At 70.4% G+C, this 21459-nt stretch carries 20 protein-coding genes; 8 read left to right on the forward strand and 12 right to left on the reverse strand.

The annotated features are described in order from the left end of the window. The 5 genes from AB4Z01_RS28425 to AB4Z01_RS28445 all read right to left on the reverse strand — a co-directional run. Positions 1-187: DUF6444 domain-containing protein (locus tag AB4Z01_RS28425; RefSeq protein WP_441699399.1), on the reverse strand; the 187-nt coding region annotated here is incomplete at its 3' end. 181 nt (positions 188-368) lie between these two features. Continuing rightward, a complete protein-coding gene (locus AB4Z01_RS28430; RefSeq protein WP_441699401.1) occupies positions 369-3452 on the reverse strand; it encodes an efflux RND transporter permease subunit in 3084 nt (1027 codons plus the stop codon). A 4-nt stretch (positions 3453-3456) separates the two neighbouring features. Further along, positions 3457-4596, reverse strand: coding sequence for an efflux RND transporter periplasmic adaptor subunit (locus tag AB4Z01_RS28435; RefSeq protein ID WP_441699403.1), 1140 nt, complete (start codon positions 4594-4596; stop codon positions 3457-3459). Positions 4597-4607: 11 nt separating this feature from the next. After that, positions 4608-6131, reverse strand: a complete 1524-nt coding sequence (locus AB4Z01_RS28440; protein WP_441699405.1) for an efflux transporter outer membrane subunit — start codon at positions 6129-6131, stop codon at positions 4608-4610. Between the two features lie 87 nt (positions 6132-6218). Next, positions 6219-6845, reverse strand: a complete 627-nt coding sequence (locus tag AB4Z01_RS28445) for a hypothetical protein (RefSeq protein ID WP_441699406.1) — start codon at positions 6843-6845, stop codon at positions 6219-6221. 216 nt (positions 6846-7061) lie between these two features. Here AB4Z01_RS28445 and AB4Z01_RS28450 point away from each other — a divergent pair, with 216 nt between their 5' ends. From AB4Z01_RS28450 to AB4Z01_RS28460, 3 genes are all read left to right on the forward strand, one after another. Then, positions 7062-7790, forward strand: coding sequence for a response regulator (locus tag AB4Z01_RS28450; protein WP_441699408.1), 729 nt, complete (start codon positions 7062-7064; stop codon positions 7788-7790). Further along, complete coding sequence (locus AB4Z01_RS28455) at positions 7787-9070, forward strand: ATP-binding protein (RefSeq protein ID WP_441699409.1); 1284 nt, start codon at positions 7787-7789, stop codon at positions 9068-9070. Before AB4Z01_RS28450 ends, AB4Z01_RS28455 begins: the two co-directional genes overlap by 4 nt. 334 nt (positions 9071-9404) lie before the next feature. Then, positions 9405-10880: an MDR family MFS transporter gene (locus tag AB4Z01_RS28460; RefSeq protein ID WP_441699410.1), complete on the forward strand. Its 1476-nt coding sequence runs from the start codon at positions 9405-9407 to the stop codon at positions 10878-10880. A gap of 127 nt (positions 10881-11007) precedes the next feature. On the opposite strand, the gene AB4Z01_RS28465 is transcribed toward AB4Z01_RS28460, so the two are convergent. From AB4Z01_RS28465 to AB4Z01_RS28475, 3 genes are all read right to left on the reverse strand, one after another. Continuing rightward, a complete protein-coding gene (locus AB4Z01_RS28465) occupies positions 11008-11925 on the reverse strand; it encodes a LysR family transcriptional regulator (protein ID WP_441699411.1) in 918 nt (305 codons plus the stop codon). Positions 11926-11992: 67 nt separating this feature from the next. After that, positions 11993-12859 (reverse strand): NmrA family NAD(P)-binding protein, encoded by an 867-nt coding sequence (locus tag AB4Z01_RS28470; protein ID WP_441699412.1) that lies wholly within the window; start codon positions 12857-12859, stop codon positions 11993-11995. Positions 12860-12925: 66 nt separating this feature from the next. Next, on the reverse strand, positions 12926-13813 hold the full coding sequence (locus AB4Z01_RS28475) for a LysR family transcriptional regulator (protein WP_441699414.1): 888 nt from the start codon (positions 13811-13813) through the stop codon (positions 12926-12928). A gap of 119 nt (positions 13814-13932) precedes the next feature. Between AB4Z01_RS28475 and AB4Z01_RS28480 the strand changes: the two genes are divergently transcribed. After that, on the forward strand, positions 13933-14655 hold the full coding sequence (locus AB4Z01_RS28480) for a GNAT family N-acetyltransferase (RefSeq protein ID WP_441699415.1): 723 nt from the start codon (positions 13933-13935) through the stop codon (positions 14653-14655). Continuing rightward, positions 14652-15842, forward strand: a complete 1191-nt coding sequence (locus AB4Z01_RS28485; protein ID WP_441699416.1) for an MFS transporter — start codon at positions 14652-14654, stop codon at positions 15840-15842. The genes AB4Z01_RS28480 and AB4Z01_RS28485 overlap by 4 nt, the downstream gene beginning before the upstream one ends. A gap of 212 nt (positions 15843-16054) precedes the next feature. Here AB4Z01_RS28485 and AB4Z01_RS28490 read toward each other — a convergent pair whose 3' ends face one another. Together AB4Z01_RS28490 and AB4Z01_RS28495 are read right to left on the reverse strand one after the other, a co-directional pair. Then, positions 16055-16903, reverse strand: coding sequence for a hypothetical protein (locus AB4Z01_RS28490; RefSeq protein ID WP_441699418.1), 849 nt, complete (start codon positions 16901-16903; stop codon positions 16055-16057). 171 nt (positions 16904-17074) lie between these two features. After that, positions 17075-17404 (reverse strand): ArsR/SmtB family transcription factor, encoded by a 330-nt coding sequence (locus AB4Z01_RS28495; protein WP_441699420.1) that lies wholly within the window; start codon positions 17402-17404, stop codon positions 17075-17077. Positions 17405-17527: 123 nt separating this feature from the next. Between AB4Z01_RS28495 and AB4Z01_RS28500 the strand changes: the two genes are divergently transcribed. The 3 genes from AB4Z01_RS28500 (at position 17528) to AB4Z01_RS28510 (ending at position 20474) form a co-directional block, all read left to right on the forward strand. Then, a complete protein-coding gene (locus tag AB4Z01_RS28500; protein WP_441699422.1) occupies positions 17528-18706 on the forward strand; it encodes an MFS transporter in 1179 nt (392 codons plus the stop codon). Positions 18707-18831: 125 nt separating this feature from the next. Then, positions 18832-19431, forward strand: coding sequence for an NAD(P)H:quinone oxidoreductase (gene wrbA / locus AB4Z01_RS28505; protein WP_441699423.1), 600 nt, complete (start codon positions 18832-18834; stop codon positions 19429-19431). 53 nt (positions 19432-19484) lie between these two features. After that, on the forward strand, positions 19485-20474 hold the full coding sequence (locus AB4Z01_RS28510; RefSeq protein WP_441699425.1) for a glutathione S-transferase family protein: 990 nt from the start codon (positions 19485-19487) through the stop codon (positions 20472-20474). A gap of 144 nt (positions 20475-20618) precedes the next feature. Here AB4Z01_RS28510 and AB4Z01_RS28515 read toward each other — a convergent pair whose 3' ends face one another. Next, complete coding sequence (locus AB4Z01_RS28515) at positions 20619-20969, reverse strand: hypothetical protein (RefSeq protein ID WP_441699427.1); 351 nt, start codon at positions 20967-20969, stop codon at positions 20619-20621. Positions 20970-21040: 71 nt separating this feature from the next. Beyond that, positions 21041-21445, reverse strand: a complete 405-nt coding sequence (locus AB4Z01_RS28520) for a low affinity iron permease family protein (protein WP_441699429.1) — start codon at positions 21443-21445, stop codon at positions 21041-21043. Positions 21446-21459 lie beyond the last annotated feature (14 nt).

The raw sequence follows: 21459 nt of genomic DNA on the forward strand, positions 1-21459 counted from the left end.
TGCCCGGCCCATCGCTCGACGGCGGCTTGCTGCTATTGCTGCTATCCAGCCCAAGCCGACGTTCCAACTCGGCAACCCGCGCCGTCAGCACTGCGTTCTGCTGCTCCAGCATCCGGTTGCGCGCCTGCAACTCGCCAATTAGGGCCAGAAGACCTTCCTCGGACAACGATGGGGGTGGCGGCGTCATCCTTCCTTGACTCACAAACCTCCCAGATCGGTCAAGAGGTCAAGGTCCTCCTGGGCAGTTACGCGCAGCGAAGCAATCCAGAGGCCGCTCGCATCGGCCCCTGGATTGCTTCGTCGGCTTCGCCTCCTCGCAATGACGGCGGGGATGGGTGTTCTCAGAAGCCCCTGCGCGCGAGGAGTGCCTACGCCTTCGTCGGATGGGGCGTCGGCTCAGCCTCCCCCGCCCGCTCGGCATGATGATCGGCGGCGAGGATCATGTAGACGGCGGGCACCACGAACAGGGTGAAGATCGTGCCGATGGTCAGGCCGCTGGCGATCACCAGCCCCATGTTGAAGCGCGACACCGCGCCGGCGCCGGTCGCCAGGATCAGCGGCAGCACGCCCAGCACCATCGCGCCCGTGGTCATCAGGATCGGGCGGAGGCGGATCGAGGCGGCGCCTTCGATCGCCTCGCGCCTGGTCTTGCCGGCCTGCTGCAGGCTGTTGGCGACCTCGACGATCAGGATGCCGTGCTTGCTGATCAGCCCCATCAGCGTGACCAAGCCGACCTGGGTGTAGATGTTCATGGTGGCGCCGCCGATTCCGACGCTGATGAAGGCCAGCGCGCCGGCGATCGACATCGGCACCGACACCAGGATGATCAGCGGGTCGCGGAAGCTGTTGAACTGGGCCGCCAGCGCCAGGAAGATGATGATCAGCGCCAGCGCGAACATCTGCACCAGGCCGCTCGATTCCTGCACCGTCTGGCGCGACTGGCCGCCGTAATCGACCGTGTAGCCCGGCGGCAGCGTCTGGTCGGCCAGCGACTTGAGCTGCGCCAGCGCCTGGCCGGTGGAGATGCCCGGCGCCGGCACGCCGGAGATGGTGGCCGAGTTGAGCTGCTGGAAATGCGAGATCGAGCGCGGCGCCGCCTCGGTCTTGATCGTCGCGATCGAGGACAGCGGGACCTGGGTGCCGTTCACCGCGGTGACCGGATAGTTCAGCACCTGGTCGGTGTTGAGGCGCGAGCGCTGCTGCACCTGCGGGATCACCTGGTAGGAGCGGCCGTCGATGCTGAAGTAGTTGACGTAGCCGCCGCCGAGGATGGTGGCCATGGCGGTTCCGACATCGCTCATGGTCAGGCCCAGCGCGGCCGCCTTGTCGCGGTCGATGACGATCTCGGCCTGCGGCTTGTCGACCTGCAGGTCGCGGGTCAGGAACACGAACAGTCCGGTCTTCTGCGCCGCCTGCTGGAAGGCGGTGGCGACGTCGTTCAGCTCCTTGAAGCTGCCGGTGGTGCCGATCGCGAACTGGATCGGCAGGCCGTTGCTGCCCGGCAGCGGCGCCGGCTGGAAGGCCACGCTCTGGGCCGCCGCGATCTTGCCGATGTCCTCCTGCAGCAGGGTCTGCACCGTACCGGCGGTGCGCTCGCGCTGGTCCCAGGGCTTCAGCACCTGGACCGCGATCGAGGTGCCGCTGCTGTCGATGCCGAGAGTGTGGTCGGTCTCCGGATAGGCCCGCATCGCCGCCGCCACCTGGTCGGAGTTCGAGGCCTTCAGCGCCAAGGTCGCCTGCGGCGGGTTGGTGGTGGAGACCAGGAGGGCGCCCTGGTCCTCGTTCGGCGCCAGCTCGGTCTGCGCGTCGGCATAGAGGAAGTAGATGCTGCCCAGCACGATGGCGGCGAACACCATGGTCACTGGCACGGTGTTCAGGCTGCCGTGCAGCAGGCGCTGATAGGGCCGGCGGATGCGCTCGAAGCCGCGGTCGATGAAATCCGTCAGCCGCTCCTCCCAGCCGCTGCGGTCGGCCAGGTGCGGCTTCAGGACATGGGCGCACATCATCGGCGTCAGCGTCAGCGCCACCACCATCGACACGGCGACGGCGCCGACCAGGGTGAAGGCGAATTCGGTGAACAGCGCGCCGGTCAGCCCGCCCTGGAAGCCGATCGGGACATACACGGCCACCAGCACCACGGTCATGGCGATGATCGGCCCGACCAGCTCGCGCGCCGCGTCGAGCGCGGCCTGCAGCGGCTTCGCCCCCTCCTCGATATGGCGGTTGACGTTCTCGACCACGATGATGGCGTCGTCGACCACCAGGCCGATCGCCAGCACCAGGGCCAGCAGGGTCAGCAGGTTGATGGAGAAGCCGAAGGCCAGCATCATCGCGAAGGTGCCGACCAGCGACAGCGGGATCGCCACCACCGGGATGAAGACTGAGCGCGGCGAGCCCAGGAACAGGAACACCACCAGCACCACGATCACCAGCGCCTCGACCAGGCTGGTCACGACCTCCTCGATCGACGAGGTGACGAAAGCACTGGAATCGTAGATCACGGTGGTGTACAGCCCGCTGGGCAGCTGCGCCGCGATCCCCGGCATCGCCGCCTTCACCCCGGCGACGACGTCGAGCAGGTTGGCGGTCGGCGCCACCTGGATGCCCATCATGATGCCGGTGCGGCCGTCGACCGTGGACCGGCTCTCGTAATCCTGCGAGCCGAGCACGACCTGGCCGAGATCCTTCAGCCGGATCACGGCGCCGTCCGACTGCTTGACCACCAGGTTGCGGAACTCCTCGACATCGTGCAGGTCGGTCGAGGCGGTCAGGGTGACCTGGGTGGCGTTGCCCTTGGTGGTGCCGATGCCCGAGATCGAATTGTTGTTGCCGAGCGCGGTGAAGACATCGGTGGCGGTCAGGCCGTAGCCGGCGAGCTTGTCGGGGTCGAGCCAGACGCGCAGCGCGAACACCTTGGGGCCCAGCAGCTCCGCCGTCTGCACCCCTTGCACCGCCTGCAGCTTCGGCTGCACCACGCGGGTCAGATAGTCGGTGATCTGGTTCGCCGCCAGGACGTCGGAATAGAAGCCGATATACATGGCGTCGATGGTCTGGCCGACCGACAGGGTGATGGTCGGCTGCTGCGCCCCCGAGGGCAGCTGGTTCAGCACCGAGCTGACCTTGGTGTTGATCTCGGTGACCGCGGCGTCGGAATTGTAGTTCAGCCGCAGGTTGACGGTGATGCTGGAGACGCCGCTGGTCGAGGACGACGTCATGTAGTCGATGCCGTTCGCCTGGGCGATGGCGTTCTCCAGCGGCGTGGTGATGAAGCCGGCGATCACGTCCGGGTCGGCGCCGGAATAGGTGGTGGCGACGGTGACGACCGCGTTCTCGGTCTTCGGATATTGGCGCACCGCCAGCGAGGCGTAGGACTGGTAGCCGAGCACGACGATCAGCAGGCTGACCACCAGCGCCAGCACCGGCCGGCGGATGAAGATGTCGGTGATGTTCATGGCCTCAGCTCGGATCCGCCGGGGCCGCGGCCGGGTCGTTCGGCGGCGTCACCGCGTTGTTGATCGTGACCGGCGAGCCGTTCTGCAGCTTCAACTGACCGGAGGTGACGACGGTGTCGCCCTCCGCCACGCCCTTCGCCACCGCGATCTGGTCGCCACGGCTGCCGGCGGTGGTGACGAAGATCTGCYTCACGGTCTGGGCCGTCCCCTGCCCGGCCACGACATAGGCGATGTCGCCATAGGGGTTGGACACGATCGCCGTCGCCGGCAGGGTGACGTAGCGCTGCGGTGCGCCGACCGCGACCGCGGCCTTGCCGTACATGCCGGGCAGCAGCAGGTGGTCCGGGTTGGCGAAGCTGGCCCGCACCGTCAGGCTGCGGGTGGTGCTGTCGACCAGCGGGCTGATCGCGGTGATCTTGCCGTCGAAGCTCTGCCCCGGATAGCCGTCGACCGTCGCCGCCACCGGCTGCCCGACCTCGAGCTTGGCCAGGGCCTGCTGCGGCAGGGTGAAGTCGAACAGGATCGGATCCAGCGACTGCAGGGTGACGATGGTGGTGCCGGCGGCGAGATATTGGCCGAGATCGACCTCGCGCACGCCGAGCCGGCCGGCGAAGGGCGCCTTGACCGACTTCTTGTCGATCAGCGCCTGCTGCGCCGCCACCTGGGCCTGCGCCTGCTTCAGCGTGGCGAGGTCGCTGTCGACCGTGGCCTGGCTGACGCCCTGGGCCTTGAGCTGGCGCAGGTCGCGGTCATAGGTGACCTGGGCGTTGTCGGCGGCCGCCTGATACTGCTTCAGCGTCGCCAGGTCCTCCTCGGCGCGCAGCTGCAGCAGCGGCGTGCCGGCGGCGACGTCCTGGCCGTCCTGGAAGCCGATCGCCTCGACGATGCCCGCCACCTCGGAGGACAGGGCGGCGCCGTTGACCGCGCGGAAGCTGCCCACCGCCTCCAGCCGCTCCTGCCAGTCCGACGTGGTCGCGGTGGTGGTCGACACCGTCTGGGCCGGGTTGCTGCGGGCCGCGATCGCCTGGGCGATCATCTGGCTCTTGAAGGCCTGGAAGCCGAAGATGCCGCCCAGGATCACGCCGATCACGATCAGCATGACCCCCATGCGGATGATCAGCGAAGCCGTTCTGCTCTTGGCCATGTCTGTGTCCGTCACTCGGGCAGGCTGGGGGTCGGCTGCTTCTTGCCGGCGGGGATGTCGGTGCGGTTCCACCAGCCGCCGCCGAGCGCCTGGTACAGCGCCGCGGTGTCGCTGAGTCGCAGGGCCTGGGCCTGGATCCGGCTGATGCGGGCGTTCAGCAGGGCGGTCTGCGCGGTCAGCACGGTGGTGTAGGTGGTGGCGCCGGCCTGGAACTGGCTGCGGGCGATGGTCAGGCTGCGCTGGGCCGCCTGCTCCGCCGCCAGTTGCGCCTTCAGCGTGTCGGCGTCGTACTGGATCGCGTGCAGCGTGTCGGCGACGTCCTGGAACGAGGACAGGACGGTGCTGCGGTACTGCGCCGCCGCCTGGTCGAAGCCGGCCTCGGCCGCGCGCTTGTCGTGCAGCAGCGAGCCGCCGTCGAAGATCGTCTGCACCACCTGCCCGGCCAGGGACCAGGCGATGGTGCCGGGCGAGAACAGGTTGCCGAAGCTGTTGGCGCTGCTGCCATAGCTGGCGCTGAGCGTGATCTGCGGCAGCATGTTGGCGATGGCGACGCCGATTTTGGCGCTGGCCGCCCCGAGCTGCGCCTCGGACGACCGGATGTCCGGCCGCTGCTCGACCAGCTTGGACGGCAGGCTGAGCGGCAGGTCGGCCGGCAGGGTCAGCCCGGCGAGCTCGAAATCATCGCCGGAGATCTCGCTGGGGAAGCGGCCGAGATAGACGGCGAGCTGGTTGCGCTGCTGCGCCAGCTGCTTCTGCAGCGGCGGCAGCAGCGCCTCGTCCTGTGCCACGGTGGCCTGCTGCGACGCCACATCGGCCTGCGAGATGCCGCCGAGCGCGAATTGCTGCTGCAGGATGCCAAGGAAGGCACGCTCGGCCTTGATGATGTCCTCGGTGGCCGCGATCTGGGCCCGCAGTGAGGCCTCCTGGATCGCCGCCGTCACCACGTTGCTGCTGATCGTCAGGTAGCTGGCCTCGAGCTGGTAACGCTCGTAATCGGCCGTGGCCTGCAGCGATTCGATGTTGCGCCTTGTGCCGCCGAACACGTCGAGGTCGTAGGACACGTCGACCGAGGCGCCGGTGACGTTGTAGACCGAGGTGACGGTGCGCGACCCGGCGGTGGTCGACACCGTGCTGTTGCTCTGCTCCCGCGTGGCGGAGCTGGAGCCGCTGACCGTCGGGAACAGGTCGCCCTGCCCGGCCGCGACATTCTCCTGCGCCTGGCGCAGCGCCGCCTGGGCCGACTGGATGTCGGGATTGGCCTTCAGCGCCTCGGCCACCAGCCGGTTCAGGGGCTCGGACCGGAACACGCGCCACCAGTCGCCCGGGATGTCCCGGCCGGTCTGGATGCGCTGCGACACGCCGCCCGGCACGGCGGCCGAGGCGGTCTGCGCCAGCGGAGTGCCGGGCGTGTACTGGCCGACGCCCGGCGCGGCCGGACGCTGGAAATCGGGGCCGACCGCACAGCCCGCCAGGATCAGGGCGATTATGGTTAGTGAGGGCAGCGACGCGGTGCCCCGCAGAAGATGTGATCTCACGATGACCGATCGGTGTCGGGAAGAGGCAGAAACCATCGGGCCGGCCCGGTTGCGTGGGGGGAACACCGGGCCGGCCCGACCGGTCCGTCAGCCGGCGTGGGGCACCGGACGCTCGGCCGCGGGGCCGAAGCGCTGATCCTGCGGACCGGGACCAGGGAAGGGAGGCGGCGGCCCGATGGGCCGCTCCGCCTGCTGCAGCAGGGCGATCTGCTCCGGCGACAGCCTGTCGCGCAGGGTGGCGATCGCCGATTTCAGCGTCTCCGCCGCGTCGGCCCGGGCGATCGCGGCATCTGCCAGACGCTCGGCCGGGGCGAAGGCCTCCGGCCCCTTGCCATCTGTCGGCGGCATGGGCCGCCGCGGCGGCTCCGCCACGGCCAGGAGGGCGCTGGTGTAGTCGCGCCAGGCGTCGAGCTGGTCGGCGCGGATGCCGATCAGGGTCTCGAGACCGGCGAGGTCGCGGGCCAGCTTCAGCTTGAAGTCGGGCCGCCAGATGCCCGGCCGGTCCGGACCGGGCCCGTCCGGTCCGCCGGGACCGCCCAGACCGCCGGGGCCCCACGGCATCGCATACGACGTGGCGGCGTGGGTCGTGTTGGCGTTGACGGGAACGTTGACCGGGTCGGCCAGGGCGGTGCCGCCCGGGCTCATCACCGTGCCGAGGGTGAGACCGATGACACCGGCCGTCGCAACACCGATGATGGCGACAGTGGATTTCATCGAGTGCCTCGCTCCTGGTTGCTGTGGACGAGGCGAAGCTAGGAGCGCCGTGTTGCTGCCTTTCGTCGCCCCGTTGCCGAATGTGGACCGGCAGAGGAAAATGATGTCTCAACATTGCCACCCGGCCGCCGGCAATATTCCGTTGCAGAAAATCCATCGCCCGTCGCGTCCGGCCCCGTAAAGATCATGGCAACAGCTTTGGCGACTTCACGATCGATGCAGAATTCTCCCCATATCCTGGTCGTCGACGACGATCCCGAGATCCGTCGTCTGCTCGGCCGCTATCTCGACGGCCAGAACTTCCGGGTCACCCTGGCCGCCGACCGGCGCGAATGCGAGGAGCGGCTGGCCGCGGGCCGGATCGACCTGCTGGTGCTGGACGTGATGCTGCCCGACGGCTCCGGCCTCGAGATCTGCCGCGAGCTGAGCCGGCGCAAGCCGCATCTGCCGGTGATCCTGCTGACCGCGCTGAAGGAGGATGTCGACCGCATCATCGGGCTGGAGATCGGCGCCGACGACTATCTCGGCAAGCCGTTCAACCCGCGCGAGCTGGTGGCGCGGATCCGCGCCGTGCTGCGCCGGGCCGGGGCGGCCGTGCCGGACGAGGCGCCGCCGCTCGGCCGCTACCGCTTCGCCAGCTTCATCGCCGACCCCGCCACCCGGCGCATCCTCGACGACAGCGGCGAGGAGGTGATCCTGACCGGCGCCGAGTTCGAGCTGCTGCTGGCCTTCCTGGAGCGGCCGGGCCGGATCCTCTCGCGCGACCAGCTGCTGGACCTGACCCAGGGCCGCGAGGCGGAGCCGCTGGACCGGTCGATCGACGTGCTGGTCAGCCGGCTGCGCCGCAAGCTGGGCGACGGCGGCCGGTTCCAGCTGTTCAAGACGGTGCGCAACGGCGGCTACCAGCTCGCCGTCGCGGTCGAGCCGATGGGAGCGTCGGCGTGAACACGCTGCGCGCCCGCATTATCCTGCTGCTGGCGGTGTCCATCATCGCCGTGGTCGGCATCGCCAGCTTCGTCGCCCTGCTGCTGCTGCGCGAGCCCTCGCCCGCCCGTACCGTCGAGCCCTTCGCCCGCCAGATCCGGCTGATCGCCGACCTGGTCGAGAACGGCATCGGGCCGGTCGACACCCCTGGGCGGGCCGCCGATTTCGAGGTGCGTCCGACCCCGGCGCCCGGCGCGCCGGATCTGCGCGGGGGCGGGCTGCTGCAGGACGCGATGCGCGCCACCGGCCCCGACCTGCGGGTGATGGTGACCCGGCCAAGCCGGGACGAGCAATCGGTCCTGTCGGTGCAGATCGACCCGGCCCGCTGGCTGTGGCTGCCGATGCCCGACCTGCCGATCCCGCAGGGCGTGCCGACGGCCTTCGCCGGCTGGATGCTGCTGCTGGTGCTGGGGGCGATCGGCATCGCCGCCGTCGCCGCCGACCGGGTGATCCGGCCCCTGGCCCTGCTGGAGGGCACCATCGCCCGGATCGGGCCGGACGGCACCCTGCCCGAGCTGGCGGAGACCGGCTCGGCCGAGATGAAGACCACGGCGCGGACGCTGAACCGCCTGTCGGCCCGGCTGCGCGCGGCGATGGAAAGCCGGATGCGGCTGGTGGCCGCCGCCGGGCACGATTTGCGCACGCCGATGACCCGGATGCGGCTGCGCGCCGAGTTCCTGCCGGAGGAGGAGCGCGAGGCCTGGCTGAAGGACCTCGACGAGCTCGACCGCATCGCCGACAGCGCCATCCGGCTGGTGCGTGAGGAGGTCGAGGGCGACGACGCCGAGCCGCTGCGGCTGGACCGGCTGGTCGAGACCGTCAGCACCGAGCTGGCCGAGCAGGGCCTGCCGGTGACGCTGCTGCGGGCCGAGCCGGCCTCGGTCAAGGCCGGGCCGCTGGCGCTGAAGCGGGCGCTGCGCAACCTGGTGATCAACGCCGCCACCCATGGCAGGGGGGCGGAGGTGGCGCTGGACGCGACCCGGGGCGAGGGCGAAGGCGAGGCCCGCATCACCATCACCGACCGCGGCCCCGGCATCCCGCCGGACCTGCTGGCCCGGGTGTTCGAGCCGTTCTTCCGGGTCGACCCGGCGCGGCGCCAGACCGTGCCGGGCGCCGGCCTCGGCCTCGCCATCGCCAAGGAGATCGTCGACCGCACCGGCGGCCGCATCGAGATCGCCAACCGGCCCGAGGGCGGCCTGGTCCAGACCGTGACGCTGCCGCTGAAGGACGCGGCGGGGTGAGGCCCGAGAGTCAAGTCGGCGTCCCATGAATTCTCCCCCTCCCCTTGCGGGAGGGGGTAGGGGGAGGGGTTCTCGCAACCCACACCGACGGCAGGCGGTCTCTGATCCGACTTTCCATCCAGGACCTTCGCGCGCGGACGCGCGCACACCCCTCCCCCTTCCCCCCTCCCGCAAGGGGAGGGGGAGTGTGGAAAGCTGGGCAGGCCGCTGACCGGCATCCGGCATCGCCATGCCGCCCCGCAACGCTGCTCCCGGTCCTTCGCCGCCCTCCACGCTTGCGCGAGCCGCTAGGATGGGATGCCCCGACTCGCGCGGGGCGGGAGGAAGCGCAAACATGAATCTGACCCAGTCCGAGGTCCACACCATCGTGCTCGGCGCCCTGCTGGCGCTGTTCCTGTCGGCGCTGGACCAGACCATCGTCGCCACCGCCCTGCCCTCGATCGGGCGCGAGCTGGGCGATTTCGAGCTGATCTCCTGGGTCGTCACCGCCTATCTGCTGACCTCGACCTGCGCCACGCCGATCCTCGGCAAGCTCAGCGACCTGTACGGCCGCCGGCTGATGCTGCTGGGCTGCCTGATCCTGTTCCTGGCCGCCTCGGCGCTGTGCGCCCTGTCGACCTCGATGACCATGCTGATCGCGTCGCGCGCCCTGCAGGGGCTGGGCGGCGGCGGCCTGCTGACCCTGGCGCAGACCGTGATCGCCGATGTGGTGGCGCCACGTGAGCGGGGCCGCTACGCCGCCTATTTCGCCACGGTCTGGGCCGGCTCCGCCCTGATCGGCCCGACTCTGGGCGGCGCCCTGACCCAGTATGTCGGCTGGCCCTGGATCTTCTGGATCAACCTGCCGCTGGGCCTGCTAGCGCTCGTGATCGTCGACCGGGCGCTGCGCAAGCTGCCGGTGCCGCGGGTCAAGGCAAAGATCGATTTCATCTCGATCGGCCTCCTCACCCTCGGCACCACGGCGCTGCTGCTGGGCCTGTCCTGGGGCGGCACGGCCTTCCCCTGGGCGTCATTGCCGGTGGTCACGGCGGTGGCGGTGGCCGTGCTCGGCGGCTGGCTGTTCTTCCGCCGCCAGAGCCGGGTGGCGGAGCCGATCCTGCCGCCGCGCTTCCTCGGCGACGCCGTGGTCGGGCCGGTGCTGCTGTCCGTCTTCCTCGCCTTCGGCGGCTATCTGGTGCTGGCGGTGCTGGCGCCGACCTATCTGCAGGTGGCGCTGCAGGCCGACAGCGGCGAGGTCGGGTTGCTGATGATCCCGCTGATGGTGTCGACCACCATCACCGCCTCGCTGTGCGGCCGTTCCATCACCCGCACCGGCACCTATCGCCGGCCGCCGATGCTCGGGCTGCCGGTGGCGATCGTGGCGGCGCTGACGCTGGCGGCGGTAGCGACGCATGCCACGCCGCTGGTCGCCTCCGGCCTCCTGATGATCGTCGGATTCGGCGTCGGCCCGATCTTCCCGGCCAGCATGGTGGCGTCGCAGAACGCCGCGGCGCTGCGCGACCTCGGCGCGGTGACCGGCGCCGTCGGCTTCTCCCGCGCCCTCGGCGGCGCCATCCTGGTGGCCGCCGGATCGGCGCTGGTGCTGGGGCTGATCGTGGCCTGGAGCCCGTCGGTCGCCTCGGTCTCGGGGCTGGAAGAACTGGTGCGCCGGCCGCTGAGCGAGGCCGAGCGCGTCGACGTCGCCCGCGCCTTCGCCGTGCTGTTCGCGGCGGTGGCGGCGGTCTTCGCCCTCAGCCTTCTGGTCTACCTACGGGTCGAGCACCGGCCGCTGCGCAGCCAGACTCACAACGCCGACAGCGGGGCGGGTTAGAAAGACCTTGTCAGCCCCCCAATCCGTCATCCCCGCGAAAGCGGGGATCTCGTCACGCTTAGGCCGGAAAGAGATTCCCGCTTTCGCGGGAATGACGACAAGGGGATGGAGCGGGATCTGGCGGCTCTCAGCGCCCCGGCCGCCGCTCCCAGATCGGTTCGGCGGCGAAGCGTTCGACCAGGAAATCCACCACCGCCCGCACCTTGGGCGCCAGGTTGCGGTTGTGCGGCCAGACGGCGTAGATCGCGCCGAACGGGTTCTCGTAGTCGGTCAGCAGCGGCACCAGCCGCCCGGCGGCGATGTCCGGGCCGACGATGAAGTCCGGTGACAGGGCCAGCCCGGCGCCGGCCAGCAGCGTCGCCAATGTCACCTCGGCATTGTTGGCGCGCAGCCTGCCGTCGACCCGCACCGTCTCCAGCCGCCCGTCCGGGCCGAGGAACTCCCACTCGTTCTGGTCGGTGGCGTAGCTGTAGAGGATGCAGTCGTGCCGGGTGAGGTCGGCCGGACTCCGCGGCACGCCATGGCGTTCGAGATAGGACGGCGCGGCGCAGACCACCCGCCGGCACGAGGCGATGCGACGGGCGACCAGGCTGGAATCCTGCAGCCGGGTGATCCGGATCACCAGGTCGAAGCCCTCGGCCACGACGTCGACGAAGCGGTCCTCGAACAGCGCCTCGATCCGCAGCTCGGGCCAGCGCGCCAGCATCTCCGGCACCAGCGGCGCCAGGTATTCCCGGCCGAAGCTGGCCGGCGCGCTCAGCCGCAGCAGGCCGCGCGGCTCGGCCGAGAGATGGCTGATCGCCCGCTCCGCCTCCTCCACCTCGCGCACGACGCGCAGGCAGCGCTCGTAGAAATCCTGCCCGGCATCGGTCGGGCTGAGGGTGCGGGTGGTGCGGTTCAGCAGCCGGGCGCCGAGCCGGTCCTCCAGCTTCGCGATCTGCTTGCTGACCGCCGATTTCGACAGGCCGAGCCGCACCGCCGCGGCCGAGAAGCTGCGGCTGTCGACGACCTGGGCAAAGACGATCATGGCGCCGGGCATGTCCATGACCGGCAAGGTCTACGAGGCGAAGCGCGGGGTCAATGCGCCGCCGCTGCGACCGGATGCAACGAGCCTACCGGCGCTCCTGCGCCACCAGGGCGCCGATGTAGTCCCGCAGCGTCACCGACCCGCGCACCGGCTGGTCCGGCCTCTCGAAGCCGCCATCGACGCTGGCCGCAATCATGCGGGCATAGGATCGCGCGGCCGGCTCGGAGAAGCCGATATCGCGGAAGGTCTGCTCCCATTCCTCGCGCGGGACCTCCTTGACCTCGACCGGGCGGCCGAGCGCCGCGGCGAAGGCGGCGGCCACGTCGGCGGCGGAATACGGCACCGGCCCCTCGACGTAGTGGAGGCCGGTCCGCTCCACCGGCTCGACCAGCCATCGCGCCGCCGCCTTGCCGAGATCCTCCGGCGCGACCATCGGGATCCTGAGCCCGGCCGGCAGCATGCTCGGCAGGGTTCCGCTCTCGCGCACCGCCGCCAGCGACGGCGCCCAGTTGCTCATGTAGTAGCCGGCGCGCTGGATCGTGGCCGGGATCGGCTGCGCCTTCAGCCCCTGCTCGAGCCTGTACAGCACGGTGAGGTCGCCGACACGCTCGCCCGGCTGCGCGCCATAGGCCGATTCGGCCACCACCTTCTCCAGCCCGGAGCCGTCGAGCGCCGCGAGGATGCAGCGCACCGTCTCGCGCTCCTCGGCATCCGTGTCGGTCGAGACATCTGCCGGCGGGTTGAGCAGGAAGGCGCGCTTCCCCCGGCGGAACACGGCCCGCAGGCGGTCGACATCGTGGACATCCGCGACCGCCGCTCCGGCGCCGCGCCGTTCCCAGCTCTCGGCCTGGGCGGCGCGGCGGGTGACGATGGTGACCGGCTGCCTGCGGTCGAGGAGCGCCTGCGCCGCGGCCGAGCCGACTTGGCCGGTGCCGCCGAGGATGATGAACATGCCTCTCTCCCGCGTCATTCATCGACAGGACAGCCGAAACGGCCGTTGGGTTCCGTCGGGCCGGCCTCAGGCGCGCTCCGCCGCCGCCTGCTTCAGTGCCGCGATGGTCTCACGCAGGCCGCGGGCCAGCGGCTTGTCGCGGCGCAGCACCAGGCCGAGCCGGCGGTGCAGCCGCGGCGACAGCGGATGGACGGCCAGGCCCGGCGCCTGCTGGACCGCCATCGAGGGCAGGATGGCGCAGCCGAGGCCGGCGCCGACCAGCTCTTTTATTGCCTCGACGCTGCCCAGCTCCATCACCGGCTTCAGGCTGATCCCGGCGCGGGCGAACCAGTCGTCGACGATCCGCCGGGTGTGGCCGCCCGGCTCGTAAGCCACAACCGGCCGGCCGGCCAGCGAGGCCGGGGTCACCGCCGCCGGCAGGTCGTCGGCCTCGGCCGGGGCGACGGCGACGAACTCCTCCTCCATCAGCGGCGTCACGGCGAAGGCGCGGCCCGGCGCCGGCAGGGTGACCAGGCCAAGGTCGAGCGCGTTCTCCTCCAAGAGGCGCAGGATGCCGGCGGTGTTGCCGGTCGAGACCACGATCTCGAGCGACGGCAGGCGGCGGCGCAGCGCCCGCAGCACCGGCGGCAGCAGGTAGATGCAGGCGGTCGAGCCGGTGCCGAGCCGGACCCGCCCGGCCGCGCCGCCGGCATGTTCCGCCATCGCCTCGACCGCCGCGGCGACCTCGGCCTCGATCCGCCCGGCATGGACCAGCAGGTCCCGCCCCGCCGCGGTCGGCGTCGCCCGCCGCCCGACCCGCTCGACCAGCCGGATGCCGAGCCGGGTCTCAAGCTGCCGGATCTGCAGGCTGACCGCCGGCTGTGTCAGGTTCAGCCGGGCCGCGGCGCCGGAGAAGCTGCTGGCCCGGATCACCTCGGCGAAGGTCCGCAGCTGGTCGAGGCTGAGGCCGCGCATACAAAGAATTCCTTATGCTCTGCATTGGATATCCAAATTTCTCTTATCCGTTCCGAAAGCGCAATCTCGCCCTGTTCCCACCACGGCCTTGCCCGATGCCTTGCCCTGTATTGTCCGAGATGCTGCATTGGTTCGCTGTCTCGTCGCAGTCCCGCCGGCGCCAGCTGGCGCTGCTGCGCGGGCTGGACGACCGGTGTCTGGCCGATCTCGGCGTCCGCCGCGGCGAGGCGCTGCGCGGCCGCGCCGATCCTGACCGCCCGAATCCTGACCACGAGACCATGATGCCCGACCATCCCCTCGCCTCCCCGATCACCATCCGCGACGCGGCGGAGGCGGACCTGCCGGCCGTCCAGGCGATCTATACCCGCCACGTGCTGCACGGCTTCGCCAGCTTCGAGGAGGTGCCGCCGGAGACGGCGGAGCTGGCGGCGCGGCGAGCGGCGGTGCTGGCCCAGGGCCTGCCCTATCTGGCCGCGGAGATCGACGGCAGGCTGGTCGGCTATGCCTATGCCGGCGCCTACCGGCCGCGCCCGGCCTATCGCCACTCCATCGAGGATTCGGTCTATGTCGCCGACGGCCTGGCCCGCCGCGGCATCGGCCGGGCGCTGCTGGGAACGCTGATCGAGCGCTGCGAGGCCGGTCCCTGGCGGCAGATGGTGGCGGTGATCGGCGACAGCGGCAATGCCGGCTCGATCGCGCTGCACGAGGCCTTCGGCTTCCGCCGGGCCGGCCTGCTGCAGTCGACCGGCTTCAAGCTCGGGCGCTGGGTCGACACCGTGCTGATGCAGCGGGCGCTCGGCCCCGGCGACACCGCCCTGCCCTGGCCAGGCCGCGACGCTTGATCCGGCGCGGCACCGTCCTCGGCCTCGGCCTCGGCCAGCTGGTCAGCTGGGGCACCACCTACTACCTGATCGGCGGCTTCGGGCCGCGGATCATCGCCGAGACCGGCTGGAGCCATACGCTGGTGCATGGCGGCTTCTCCGCCGCGCTGCTGGTGATGGGGCTGTCCTCGGCCTGGGTCGGGCGGCTGATCGACCGGCGCGGCGGCCGCTTCGTGATGACGGCGGGATCGGTGCTGTCGGCGCTCGGCTGCATCGGCCTCGCCTTGGCCCGGGACCCGGTCTCCTACTACGCCGCCTGGCTGGTGCTGGGCCTGGCGATGCGCTGCACCTTGTACGACGCCGCCTTCGCCGCGCTGGCCCGGATCGGCGGGGCGGAGGCGCGCAAGCCGATGGCGCAGATCACGCTGCTCGGCGGCCTGGCCTCCACAGCCTTCTGGCCGATCGGCGAGCAGCTGGCCGCCGCCTTCGGCTGGCGCGGCGCGGTCTTCGCCTATGCCGGCTTCGCGCTGCTGACCATCCCGCTGCATCTGGCCCTGCCCGCCGGCCGCGCCGGCCAGCACGCGCGGCCGACCGTGGCGGCGCCCCCGGCCGAAATCCGGCGGGAGCATTGGATCGCCGGCGGCCTCTACGCCCTGATCGTGACCCTGACCAATATCCTGAACGCCGGCATGTCGGCGCATATGATCGGCATCCTGGCGGGCCTCGGCCTGGCGGCGCCGGTCGCGGTGTGGATCGCGACTTTGCGCGGCATCGGCCAGTCCGGCGCCCGGCTGGCGGAGGTGCTGTTCGGCGGCGGGCTGTCGCCGCCGGCGCTGACCCTTGCGGCGGCGGCCGTGCTGCCGCCGTGCTTCGTGGTGGGGCTGTGGAGCGGGCAGATCGCGGCGGCGGCGATCGTCTTCGCCTTCCTGTACGGCGCCGGCAACGGCCTGCTGACCATCACCCGCGGCACGCTGCCCCTGGTGCTGTTCGACCCGGGCCGCTACGGCGCCGTTGCCGGCAGGCTGCTGGTGCCGGGCTTCCTGTGCTCGGCCGCGGCGCCGATCGTCTATGCCGCGGTGATCGAGCAGCTGGGCGAGGCCGCGGCTTTGTGGCTGTCCGCCGGGCTGGCGGCCGTCGCCCTGGCCGCGGCGGCGACGTTGTGCGCGGTGGTCCGCGCCGGCCGGGCGGCGCCCGTGTCAGACCCTTAAAGCGGAATGAGGGCTCACACGATGTCGAGCGCCTTCACTTTGCCTCTCCCGCCTGGCGGGAGAGGTCGGGCGTCCGCAGGACGACCGGGTGAGCTGGCCGGGCCTCGACAAAGAACCCTCACCCGGAGCCGCTTCGCGTCTCCGACCTCTCCCGCAAGCGGGAGAGGCAAAACCTCGTGGCCCTGGTACGATCAGGATGACCTGGCCTGCCCTCAGGCGGAATTGGCCCAGTAGGCTTCGCGGCGGTCGACCACCAGGTCGTTGCGCCCGCTGTGGCCGGCGTCCTTGCGGCCGCCCTTGACGTGGTCCATGAAGCGGCCGAGGCGCGAGTTGATCAGCACGTGCTTGGCCCGGGCGCCGATGCCCTCGGCGATGTCGTGCGACCGGTGGCCGGCCTGCTCGATCTGGCGGCGGACCACGTCGAACAGATAGGCGTCGTGGAACTCGTATTCCCGGAACAGCCCGTCCTCGGTGTACAGCCGCTCGAACGCCGCCAGCATCTCCTGGGTCGCCGGGTGGCGCAGGTTGTAGGCGATGAAGCCGCATTCGGTGTAGGTCGGCCGCTGCAGGCAGCCGACGAAGCGGTCCGGCGGCACGAAACCCTCCAGCTCCGCCCGCGTCGGCGCGGCGAAGAACAGGCTGTCGGCATCCACCCAGATCAGCACGTCGCTGTCGCAGGTTTTGGCGGCGTGGAAGATGGCGAAGGCCTTGTGGGCGAAGCGCACCGCGTCCCAGCGGAAGCCGGCGCCCCAGTTGCGCTCGCCCAGCTTGATCCGGTTCTTGTACGGGTTGCGCGACAGCTTGAAGCGGTAGCGCTGGGTCTGGCCATGGGCCAGCGGATTGTCGGCATGGCGGCGCTTGAACGCCATCAGGTCGGGGCAGCTTTTGACCAGGTCGCGCACCACGATCCGGTCGCTGCGCACCTTGGGCACGAAGTTCTCGCGATACAGGATCAGGGGGATCTCGTCCGGCCAGTGCCGATCGAAAGTCTCGATCATGCGGCTGCCGTATTCGGCATAGCCGGCAGCGTGGCAGGTGGTGACGACTGAGAATGTCCGCATGGGCTGACTCGGATGACGCCGACTGTCATCGACTGGGGATTGCTGGATTGTTGGGCTCGAAACACGCGGGGACCCGCTGCGTTCCCGAGCCTTTTCGGTGCGGGCACCATAACGGTCAAGGGCGGTGACACGAAGTTACCGTTTCGTAACCGGAATACAGCGGATTCGCGGCTAAGACGCCGGATCCGAGGGCTTCGTCCTGCGCGCATTTGTCACGACGGAGTCGAGCAGCCCGGGGAATTTCTCGTCCAGATCGTCGCGCCGCAGCGAGATGAAGCGCTGCGTGCCTTCGATCCGCGTCCGGGTCACGCCGGCCTCGCGCAGCTTGGCGTAGTGGTAGGACAGCGCGGTCTTGGTGGCGGCGTCGCCGAAGCTGCTGCAGGAGACCTCGCCCACCTCGGCCAGCGTGGCCACGATGCCCAGCCGGGTCGGGTCGCTGAGCGCGGCCAGGATGGTGACGAGGTCGAGCTGGTCGCGATCGGGATGATAGGGCGGAGGCATGCCGCCAGATCTAATCGATCGGCCGCCCTGTTTCAATGTTCAACGAATTTTGAACAAGCCGCTTGACGGCCGGCCCGTGGACCGCGATATGTTCAACAATCATTGAACATCGGACGACAGCCCATGCCCGCCTCCCTGGTCTGGCTCGCGATCGGTGCTTTCGCCATCGGCACCGAAGGCCTGATGATCGCCGGGCTGCTGCCCGCGATCGCCGCGGATTTCCACAGCTCGGTCGCCGGTGCCGGGCAGCTGATCACCATCTTCGCCCTCGCCTACGCGGTCGGCTCGCCGATCCTGTCAGCGCTGTGCGGCGGCCTCGACCGGCGCCGGCTGCTGGTCATGGCGCTGCTGGCCTTCACCGTCTCGAACCTGCTGGCGGCGCTGGCCGGCAGCCTGTGGCAGCTGGTCGCCGCCCGGGTGCTGCTGGCGCTGAGCGCCGGGCTGTTCATGCCGACCGCCTATGCCGTGGCGGCCTCGCTGGTGCCGCCCGAGCGGCGCGGCCGGGCGATCGCCGCCGTGACCAGCGGCATGACCATCGCCACCGCGCTGGGCGTGCCGTTGGGCGCCTGGATCGGCAACCATGCCGACTGGCGCGCCACCTTCGTCATCGTCGCAATCCTCGGCCTGGCCGGGGTGGCGGGCTTGCGCTTCGGCCTGCCGGTGAAGCTGCCGCTCGGCGCCTCGACGCTGGCCGAGCGCCTCGCCGTGGCCCGCCGGCCGGCGGTGCTGCAGGCGCTGACCGTGACCTTCTTCTGGATCGCCGCCGCGTTCGTCCTCTACACCTTCATCGCGCCCTATCTGGAGCAAACGGCCGGGATCGGCCCGGACGGGGTCAGCGCAGTGCTGTTCCTGTTCGGCATCGGCTCCGCGATCGGCAATGCCGTCGGCGGCCAGTTGACCGACAGGATCGGCCCGGTGCGGCTGCAGCTCGGCGCCCTGGTCTTCCTGACTCTGTCCCTGGTCGGACTGGGCGCCGCCACCGCCCTGCCGAGCGGTCAGGCGCTGTTCGCGGTGGCGCCGCTGATGCTGGTCTGGAGCATCGCCGGCTGGGCCTTCCACCCGGCGCAGACCACCCGCCTGATCCGCCTGGCGCCTGAGGTCGGGATGATCGCGGCGTCGCTCAACGCCTCGGCGCTCTATGCCGGCATCGCCTTCGGCTCGGCGCTGGGGTCGGCGACGCTGGGCTGGGGCGGAGTAGCCGCCCTCGGCTGGATCGGCGCTCTGTCCGCGGCGATCGCACTCGTCCTGCTGGCGGCGACGGCGCGGCGTCGGGTGACGGAGGTGGCGGCCCAGGCGGTATAGGGCCGGCGRGGCGATCGTCGCCCGCCAGGAAACAATCCTGTGCCGGATCGGCAGTTCTCCCGCCCCGTCCCGAGGGCTATGTTGCAGCCGCAGCACAGGCTGCCAGCCCGAAGGGAATCCACGCGATGACGAAGGTCCTGGTCCTCTACTACAGCTCCTACGGCCATATCGAGACCATGGCCACGGCGGTGGCCGAGGGTGTGCGCGAGGCGGGCGGCGAGCCCACCATCAAGCGCGTGCCGGAGCTGGTGCCGGAAGAGGCCGCCCGCGCCAACCACTTCAAGCTCGACCAGGCGGCGCCGGTCGCCACGATCGACGAGCTGGCCGATTACGACGCCGTGATCTTCGGCGTGCCGACCCGCTTCGGCATGATGGCGGCGCAGATGAAGAACTTCCTCGACCAGGGCGGCGGCCTGTGGATGAAGGGCGCCCTGATCGGCAAGGTGGGCAGCGTCTTCTCCTCGAGCGCGACCCAGCATGGCGGCCAGGAATCGACCATCCTGAACTTCCACACCGTGCTGCTGCATCAGGGCATGGTGGTGGTCGGCCTGCCCTATTCCTTCCAGGGCCAGATGACGCTGGACGAGATCACCGGCGGGTCGCCCTACGGCGCGTCGACCATCGCCGGCGGCCAGGGCCAGCGCCAGCCGAGCGCCAATGAGCTCGCCGCCGCCCGCTACCAGGGCGCGCATGTGACCAAGATCGCATCGAAGCTCGCCGGCTGAGTGTTTGCAGGATGACGCCGCCGGGTCCTGCCCGGCGGCCGATGGAGGATGCGATGGGCCTGCTGATCGAGGGCCGCTGGGCCGACCAGTGGTACGACACCAAATCGACCGGCGGGCGCTTCGTGCGGCAGGACAGCGCCTTCCGCGACAAGGTCACGGCCGATGGCGGCTCGGGCTTCAAGGCCGAGGCCGGCCGCTACCACCTCTATGTCTGCTACGCCTGCCCCTGGGCACACCGCACCCTGATCGTGCGGGCGCTGAAGGGGCTGCAGGACGTGATCTCGGTCGACGCGGTCGATCCGTTCATGGGCGCCCAGGGCTGGACCTTCGCCGACATCCGCACCGGCATCCGCTCGCCCGGCGCCACCGGCGACCGGGTCAACGGCAAGACGGCGCTGCACGAGATCTACACCCTGGCCAAGCCGGACTATACCGGGCGGGTCACGGTGCCGGTGCTGTGGGACAAGCAGACCCGCAGCATCGTGAACAACGAATCGGCCGAGATCATCCGGATGCTGAACTCGGAGTTCGAGGAATTCGCCGACCGGTCGGTCGATCTATCGCCGGCCGCGCTGCTGCCGGAGATCGACGCGATCAACGCCGAGGTCTACGACCGGGTGAACAACGGCGTCTACAAGGCCGGCTTCGCCACCGAGCAGGCGGCGTACGAAGAGGCCGTGACCCGGCTGTTCGAGACGCTGGAGCGGCTGGAGGCGCATCTGTCGGCGCATCGCTGGCTGGTCGGCGACCGGCTGACCGAGGCCGACATCCGGCTGTTCACCACGCTGCTGCGCTTCGACCCGGTCTATCACGGCCATTTCAAGTGCAACCTGCGGCCGCTGCACGAATACCCGGCGCTGTGGGGCTTCACCCGCGAGATCGCGCAGCTGCCGGGCGTGGCCGCGACGATCGAGATGACGCATATCAAGCGGCACTATTACGAGAGCCACCACACCATCAACCCGACCGGCATCGTGCCCAAGGGCCCGGTGCTGGACCTGACTGCGCCGCACGGACGGGAGCGGCTGCCGGAGGCGCGGTAAGGCCACAAGGACAAGGCCGTCATTGCGAGGAGGCGAAGCCGACGAAGCAATCCATCGTCCCGTACGAGCGGCACCATGGATTGCTTCGCTACGCTCGCAATGACGGTGAGGAATAGGCGGACCTGAAAAGGTCGCCCCGCTCCGCTACACCCCCAGCACCGCGGTCCGCAGGATCCGGACCAGCAGGAACAGGGCGGTGAAGGCCATGGCCTCGTCCCACAGGTTCAGGTGGCCGGGCTGCGGCGGTTCGCGCGCGGCCCAGGCGAACAGCGCCGTCCACATCGCCGACAGGAACATCACCATCTGCAGCAGCGCCAGAATGTCGGCGAGCGAGCGCCGGCCGGGCAGCGCGATCACCCCGAGCAGGGCCAGCCCCATGCCGAGCCGCAGGCCGAAGCTGGCGATGCGGCGGCGGGAATCCGGGTCGGTGCGTTGCCAGATCGTCCCGGCCGGGTTCGGCTGGGCGGCCGTCCGGGACGTGTCCGTATCGTGCATGATCGTCATCCTTGACCGGCCCGTCGCGTCATCGCGGGCCTGTCGGAGCGCGACGCTGCTCCCTCACCGCATCAAGTCTCCATACGGACTCCGCGCTTGCGGTCGCGCTCGGCCCGGGCCTCGGCGGCGAGCTTGCAGTACTCCTTGCGGAGCTCCCGCAGGTCCTCCTCGGAATGCTCCTCGAGGTCGAGCATCGTGTTGCGCGCCACCTCGGTGGCCCGGATCAGCTCGTCGAGCTTGATCTGCACCGCCGCGCTGTCCCGGTTCTGGGTGTTCTGGATCAGGAACACCATCAGGAAGGTGACGATGGTGGTGCCGGTGTTCACGGTCAGCTGCCAGACATCGGAGAACCCGGCGAACGGTCCGATCATGGCCCAGACCACCATCGCGCCCGCCGCCACGCCGAAGGTGGCGGGGTGGCCGGCGAGCTGCGAGACCCGGTTGGCGAAGCGGGTGAACCAGGGGGCGTCCTTCATGGCATCCTCCAACG

Origin of the sequence: Inquilinus sp. YAF38 (assembly GCF_052113205.1) — a bacterium.
Taxonomy (GTDB): domain Bacteria; phylum Pseudomonadota; class Alphaproteobacteria; order DSM-16000; family Inquilinaceae; genus Inquilinus.

Coding starts and splice junctions, on each gene's coding strand:
- AB4Z01_RS28430 (WP_441699401.1), bottom strand. CDS start 3,452: ATGAACATCACCGACATCTTCATCCGCCGGCCGGTGCTGGCGCTGGTG.
- AB4Z01_RS28445 (WP_441699406.1), bottom strand. CDS start 6,845: ATGAAATCCACTGTCGCCATCATCGGTGTTGCGACGGCCGGTGTCATC.
- AB4Z01_RS28450 (WP_441699408.1), top strand. CDS start 7,062: ATGCAGAATTCTCCCCATATCCTGGTCGTCGACGACGATCCCGAGATC.
- AB4Z01_RS28460 (WP_441699410.1), top strand. CDS start 9,405: ATGAATCTGACCCAGTCCGAGGTCCACACCATCGTGCTCGGCGCCCTG.
- AB4Z01_RS28465 (WP_441699411.1), bottom strand. CDS start 11,925: ATGGACATGCCCGGCGCCATGATCGTCTTTGCCCAGGTCGTCGACAGC.
- AB4Z01_RS28470 (WP_441699412.1), bottom strand. CDS start 12,859: ATGTTCATCATCCTCGGCGGCACCGGCCAAGTCGGCTCGGCCGCGGCG.
- AB4Z01_RS28475 (WP_441699414.1), bottom strand. CDS start 13,813: ATGCGCGGCCTCAGCCTCGACCAGCTGCGGACCTTCGCCGAGGTGATC.
- AB4Z01_RS28480 (WP_441699415.1), top strand. CDS start 13,933: ATGCTGCATTGGTTCGCTGTCTCGTCGCAGTCCCGCCGGCGCCAGCTG.
- AB4Z01_RS28490 (WP_441699418.1), bottom strand. CDS start 16,903: ATGCGGACATTCTCAGTCGTCACCACCTGCCACGCTGCCGGCTATGCC.
- AB4Z01_RS28495 (WP_441699420.1), bottom strand. CDS start 17,404: ATGCCTCCGCCCTATCATCCCGATCGCGACCAGCTCGACCTCGTCACC.
- AB4Z01_RS28500 (WP_441699422.1), top strand. CDS start 17,528: ATGCCCGCCTCCCTGGTCTGGCTCGCGATCGGTGCTTTCGCCATCGGC.
- wrbA (WP_441699423.1), top strand. CDS start 18,832: ATGACGAAGGTCCTGGTCCTCTACTACAGCTCCTACGGCCATATCGAG.
- AB4Z01_RS28510 (WP_441699425.1), top strand. CDS start 19,485: ATGGGCCTGCTGATCGAGGGCCGCTGGGCCGACCAGTGGTACGACACC.
- AB4Z01_RS28515 (WP_441699427.1), bottom strand. CDS start 20,969: ATGCACGATACGGACACGTCCCGGACGGCCGCCCAGCCGAACCCGGCC.
- AB4Z01_RS28520 (WP_441699429.1), bottom strand. CDS start 21,445: ATGAAGGACGCCCCCTGGTTCACCCGCTTCGCCAACCGGGTCTCGCAG.